General features: G+C 72.3%; 8 protein-coding genes. 4 read left to right on the plus strand and 4 right to left on the minus strand.

Going from position 1 to position 5,253, the window contains the following annotated elements:
• The coding region (locus tag HUW36_RS24795) for a 5-oxoprolinase subunit C family protein (protein WP_217428875.1) at window positions 1–426 on the plus strand (426 nt) is incomplete at its 5' end.
• Window positions 410–1,159, plus strand: coding sequence for a LamB/YcsF family protein (locus tag HUW36_RS24800; RefSeq protein ID WP_174530373.1), 750 nt, complete (start codon window positions 410–412; stop codon window positions 1,157–1,159). The genes HUW36_RS24795 and HUW36_RS24800, both read left to right, overlap by 17 nt.
• A 62-nt stretch (window positions 1,160–1,221) precedes the next feature.
• On the opposite strand, the gene HUW36_RS24805 is transcribed toward HUW36_RS24800, so the two are convergent.
• Window positions 1,222–3,063: an NHL domain-containing thioredoxin family protein gene (locus HUW36_RS24805; RefSeq protein ID WP_174530374.1), complete on the minus strand. Its 1,842-nt coding sequence runs from the start codon at window positions 3,061–3,063 to the stop codon at window positions 1,222–1,224.
• 163 nt (window positions 3,064–3,226) lie between these two features.
• Between HUW36_RS24805 and HUW36_RS24810 the strand changes: the two genes are divergently transcribed.
• Complete coding sequence (locus HUW36_RS24810) at window positions 3,227–3,481, plus strand: hypothetical protein (protein ID WP_174530375.1); 255 nt, start codon at window positions 3,227–3,229, stop codon at window positions 3,479–3,481.
• Between the two features lie 24 nt (window positions 3,482–3,505).
• Here HUW36_RS24810 and HUW36_RS24815 read toward each other — a convergent pair whose 3' ends face one another.
• Window positions 3,506–4,111 (minus strand): hypothetical protein, encoded by a 606-nt coding sequence (locus HUW36_RS24815; protein WP_174530376.1) that lies wholly within the window; start codon window positions 4,109–4,111, stop codon window positions 3,506–3,508.
• A gap of 100 nt (window positions 4,112–4,211) precedes the next feature.
• Window positions 4,212–4,358 carry a hypothetical protein gene (locus HUW36_RS24820; RefSeq protein ID WP_425487263.1) on the minus strand — a complete coding sequence of 49 codons (147 nt, stop codon included), beginning with the start codon at window positions 4,356–4,358 and terminating at the stop codon, window positions 4,212–4,214.
• Window positions 4,359–4,381: 23 nt separating this feature from the next.
• Between HUW36_RS24820 and HUW36_RS24825 the strand changes: the two genes are divergently transcribed.
• On the plus strand, window positions 4,382–4,576 hold the full coding sequence (locus HUW36_RS24825) for a DUF397 domain-containing protein (protein ID WP_174530377.1): 195 nt from the start codon (window positions 4,382–4,384) through the stop codon (window positions 4,574–4,576).
• 176 nt (window positions 4,577–4,752) lie between these two features.
• Here HUW36_RS24825 and HUW36_RS24830 read toward each other — a convergent pair.
• Window positions 4,753–5,253: LppU/SCO3897 family protein (locus tag HUW36_RS24830; RefSeq protein WP_425487264.1), on the minus strand; the 501-nt coding region annotated here is incomplete at its 5' end.

A 5,253-nucleotide genomic window follows, 5' to 3' on the forward strand; every position in this document is an offset into this window, starting at 1 on the left:
GATCTCGGCGACCGGCTGCCGCTCGGCGCGCCGGCCGGTCCGCCGCCCCCGGTCGACCTCGCCGTCACCCGGCCGGTGCCGGACGAGGTACGGCTGACCGTGCACCCCGGGCCCCGGCACGACTGGTTCGCCCCGGGCGCGCTCGACCTGCTGTGCCGCGACGCGTACACGGTGGGTCCGGACAGCAACCGGGTCGGCGCGCGGCTGGCCGGCGCCGCCCTGCCCCGCGCGAGGGCCGGCGAACTACCCAGCGAAGGGCTGGTGCTCGGCGCGGTGCAGGTGCCGCCGGACGGCCAGCCGCTGGTCTTCCTGGCCGACCACCCCACCACCGGTGGCTACCCGGTCGTCGGGGTGGTGGACGACGTGACCCCGCTCGCCCAGGCCCGCCCAGGGACTACGGTGAGGTTCCATGGACCTCAACGCTGACCTGGGCGAGGGATTCGGCAGCTGGCGGCTCGGCGACGACGAGGCGCTGCTCGGGCTGATCAGCTCCGCGAACGTCGCCTGCGGCTTCCACGCCGGCGACGCGGCCACCATGCACCGGGTCTGCGCCGCCGCCGCCGAACGCGGCGTCGCGGTCGGCGCGCAGGTCGGCTACCGGGACCTCGCCGGCTTCGGCCGGCGACACATCGCGTACGACTTCGCCGAGCTGCGCGACGAGACGATCTACCAACTCGGCGCGCTCGACGCGTTCTGCCGGGTCTACCGCACCCGGGTGCGCTACCTGAAGCCGCACGGCGCGCTCTACCACGCGGCGGCCTGCGACGAGGCGCAGGCCGCCGCGTTGGTGGCGGCGATCAGCGGGTACGACCACGAACTGCCGGTGCTCTGCCAACCCGGCTCGGTGCTCGCCCAGCTCGCGGTCGGCGCCGGCCTGCGGGTGGTGGCCGAGGGCTTCGCCGACCGCAACTACCTGCCCAACGGCACGCTGGTGCCGCGGAGCGCCCCGAACGCGATGGTGACCGACCCGGACCAGGTCGCGGCCCGGGCGGTGCGGATGGCGGTCGAGCGGACCGTGGTCGCGGTCGACGGCTCCGTGGTTCCCTGCCCGGTCGAGTCGATCTGCCTGCACGGGGACACGCCGGGGGCGGTGCGGTGCGCGGAGCTGGTGCGGGCGGCGCTCGTCGACGCGGGGGTCACGCTCACCCCGTTCGCGTGAAAGGAGGGGCCCCCTGTTAACGCATCCGGTAGAGGAGGGGGCCCCTGTTAACCACCCGAGGCTCAGGACTCGTCGAGGCCGCGCAGCACCAGCGGGAGGCGGGTGGCGCCACCGGCGACCACCCGCACCGGTACGCCCCAGTCCTGCCGGGTCAGGTGGCAGGCGGCGTGCTCGACGTCGGCGTCGCAGGTCGCCGCCTGGGCGGTCACCTGCAACACGCCCTGCGCCACGTTCCCGTCGACCACCAGCCGGCGGGACAGGTCGGTGCTCGTGCCCGCCCCCTCCACCAGCAGTTCCGGCGGGGACGCCGACACCACCAGCCGGGTCGACGGCCCGTACGTCTCGTCGAGCTTCTGCCCCGGCGCCGGCGTGAAGATCACGTCGAGCGTCAGCTCGCCGGCGGTCACGTCCGTGGGCTTGCGCTCCAGCCGGTGGCGCGGACCCTGCACCGTGCTCGCGCCCGCCGCGGTCAACGCGCCCGGCGCCAGGCGGGTCAGCCGGTGCGCGGCCGACTCGACCACCAGCACCTCGCCGTCGGTGGTGAGCACCAGGTCGCTCGGCTCGGCCAGCCCGTCGGCCACGGTGCCCACCTGACCGGTCTCCGGGTCGAAGCGGCGCACCGCCCCGTTGTACGTGTCCGCGACCAGCACCGAGCCGTCGGGCAGCGCGCACACCCCCAGCGGGTGCTGGAGCAGCGCCTGGTCGGCCGGGCCGTCGACGTGCCCGAAGTCGAACAGGCCCTGCCCCACGGCGGTGTGCATCTCACCGGCCTCGACCCAGCGAACCGCGCTGGTCTCACTGTCGGCGATCCAGAGCCGGGCCCCGTCGGCCGAGACGGCCAACCCGGACGGCTGCGCCATCCAGACGTCCGGCAGCGGCCCGTCCCGCAGCGCCTCGACCGTGGTGCCGGCGTACATGCCGGCGGTCCGCTTGATCGGGTCGAACCACCAGAGCTGGTGGATGCCGGCCATCGCCACGACCACCCGGTCGTCGTACCAGGCGACGTCCCAGGGGGAGGAGAGGTCGACCGAACGCGCGTCGTGCGCGTGGTCGTCGACGGTCGAGCGCCACTGCCGCCCGGTGCCGGCCACGGTGACCACCTCGCCGGTCTCCAGCCGTACGCCGCGCAGCAGGTGGTTGACCGTGTCCGCGACGACCAGGTCGTAGCCGGCGACCTCGGCCACGTGCGGCGGCAGCAGGCAGAGGCCCTGCGGCTCGGCGAACGTCGCGCCCTCCGCCGGGCCGTCGGTGCGGCCACGGGTGCCGGTGCCGATCCGGCGGACCACGGTCTCCGCGTCCGGGGCCAGCTCGACCAGGGAGTGTCGGGCGGAGTCCGAGACCAGCAGGTTGCCGCCGTCGAGCGGCACCGCCTTGCCGGGGAAGCGCAGCGCCGTCTCCGGCTCGGCGGGCGGCACGTACGGGCCCTCGCCCCGGTGCAGCGTGCCCTTCGCCTCGTGCGTGGCGATCAGGTCGTCGACCAGCCGGGCCAGGCCCTCGGCGTGCCCCTCACCGGCCATCGTGGCGACCACGTAGCCCTCGGGATCGACCACCGAGAGCGTCGGCCACGCCTTGGCGGCGTACTGCTGCCACATGTCCATCTCGGGATCGTCGAGGACGGGGTGGTGCACGCCGTACCGCTCGACGGCCGCGGCCAGCGCGTCCGGGTCCTTCTCGTGCTCGAACTTCGGTGAGTGCACCCCGATCACGACCAGCACGTCGCCGTACTTCTCCTCGAGCGGGCGCAGCTCGTCGAGCACGTGCAGGCAGTTGATGCAGCAGAACGTCCAAAAATCGAGGACGACTATACGACCTCGAAGGTCCCGCAATGTCAGATTTCGTCCGCCTGTGTTGAGCCAGGCTCGGCCGCGAAGTTCGGGCGCTCGTACGCGGGGCGAGGTAGCCATGTGCCAACCCTCCCACGGCGTCGCCGAGAGAGGCGCGGGGGATCGGTCAACGTGATGCGGCGAACGGCACTATCTCCCAAGGGGGAGAGACGGGCCGGGCGGGCGGTTCGGTGGCGCGCAGGTCGGTGTCGACGTGGCGCGGGCCGGGTGCCATGCTGGCGGTGTGAGCGAGCTAACCCGGGACGAACTGCTTGCCCTCCTGCGCGTTGTCATGCCGATTCAGGCCGAGGTGATGTTGAACCGGCTCGGCGACAAGGCGGTGCGCAAGATGGCCGACGCCTTCGGGGACTTTGAAGAGCTGTCTTCGGTGGCGCCGGACTCCGCTCGCGTCATCCAAGGGCTTGAAAGGCTCAACCACCGCTTGCGGCTGGCGATGGGTGAGCCGGTGCTACCGGACGATGCCCGGCCACTCAGGTGACCGGGCATCGCGCTCAGTTCGGGGTTACCGCTGGCGGAGTCCCCCGCCGCCGCCCGAGGCGGACAGGGTGACGCAGTCGTAGTCCGAGGCGGTGACCTTCGCGGTGTTGCCATTGGACGAGACGTAGTAGTAGGCGAAGCCGATCGTGTCCACGCAGATCCGAACGGTGCTGGTGGCGGGCCAGCGCGCGGCGTAGGTCGGGCCGGTCCGCTCGCAACTGCTGATCGCGCCCGTCGCGCCCGTGCACGAGTTGCTGCCGGTCTTGACGATCGTCCCGGAGTTGTTGCGGATCTTCCATTCCAGGTTGAGCTTCCGGTACGCCTGGTTGCTCGTGGCCCAGCCGTTCATCAGGCCAGAGGTGTAGACGTTGGCGTCGCAGATCTTCACGCCGCTCTGGACGGCGCAAGAGGGCGTGCCCTGGTAGATCGTGCCGTACACGTTCCCGGCGGCCGGTGCGGGCCAGGTGGAGAACGGCGACGGCTTCACGGCGGCCGACGCGGAGCCGGCCATCAGTGACAGCGCCGCGATGCAGACGGCCATTCCGGTGACGGCGGCTCGCATCAGTCGCGCGAATGTGCGGAGCGTGCTGTGGGGGTGCATAGAAAGCCCTTCTGTGCTCTTGCTGCGCATGGGGATTCCTTCTTCGCGTTGCATGCTGGTCGGGCCTGGGAGCCTGCGTGCGAGGCCGAGACCGGCGGCCCGCGCTCCCTCGACAAAATTGGCTGCGCCATCAGGACCGGCCCGTGATCGAACGCCGGAAGGGGCCCCACGCCACGAAGCGCTCGAACATCTCGGGCGGGCTCAGCCCGTAGTGCGGGTTCAGGTGATAAAGGTCCCGCATTGCCTCGAACATCAGCCCGGCCAGGTAGATCGACAAGCCCGGCGGGTTCTCGTCGTACCATGGCTGACCTGACCGGCGCACAGTGGCGCAAGAGCACCCGTAGCAGCTCCAACGGCGGCGACTGCGTCGAGGTCGCAGACAACCTTTCCGGCGTAGTCGGCGTCCGGGACTCCAAGGACCCGACCGGGCCGGCGCTGGTCTTCGCGCCGCAGTCCTGGCGGGCGTTTCTTGCCCAGGTCACCGAGGGCGACTGACCGCAGACATGCGAAAGCGCCCGTCCCCAACTGGGGGCGGGCGCTTTCGCGTGGGGCGCTCAGCCTTCGGCCAAGCGACTGGCACTACTCCCCGGGGACGCCCCAGTGAACGGACGCACGCCGGGCAACGGGGAGCGCCCGCCCCCGGGTGGGGACGGGCGCTCCGGGAGTACGGGTTACTGACCGGCCGGCTTCAGGCAGAGCACCCGGTTGGTGCCGCCGCCCTGGAGGTCGACCGTGGGCTGGGACAGGTCGGCGCACTTGTCCTTGTTGTCCACCTTCGACACGACGGTGAACGCGCCCGGCTCGCCGCAGTCCGCGGCCACCGCGCTCTCGCCCGACTGCTTGATGCAGGAGCCGACCGCCGGGTCGAAGCCCGCCGGCTTGTCGTCACCGACCTTGCCGAGCAGGGTGAGCAGGCCGAGCGGCACGGCGAGGATGAGCACGGCCGCGATCAGCACGGCGGCCAGCACCCGGCCGTTGCGCACCTTCGGCGTGGGCGCCTCGGTCTTCGGCTCGGCGTCCGGCTTGAACGCGTCGAACCGGCCCTGGTCCTGGTCGCCGGAGGGGCCGTCCGGCGACCAGGCCGGCGGGACAGCTCCGCCACGATCCGCTCGCCGAGCTGGTCGATCCGCTCCCGGTCCGGCGCCTTGACCGCGATGCCGTCGATCCGCTGG

It is taken from the genome of Micromonospora maritima (assembly GCF_902825405.1).
Classification (GTDB): Bacteria; Actinomycetota; Actinomycetes; order Mycobacteriales; family Micromonosporaceae; genus Micromonospora; species Micromonospora maritima.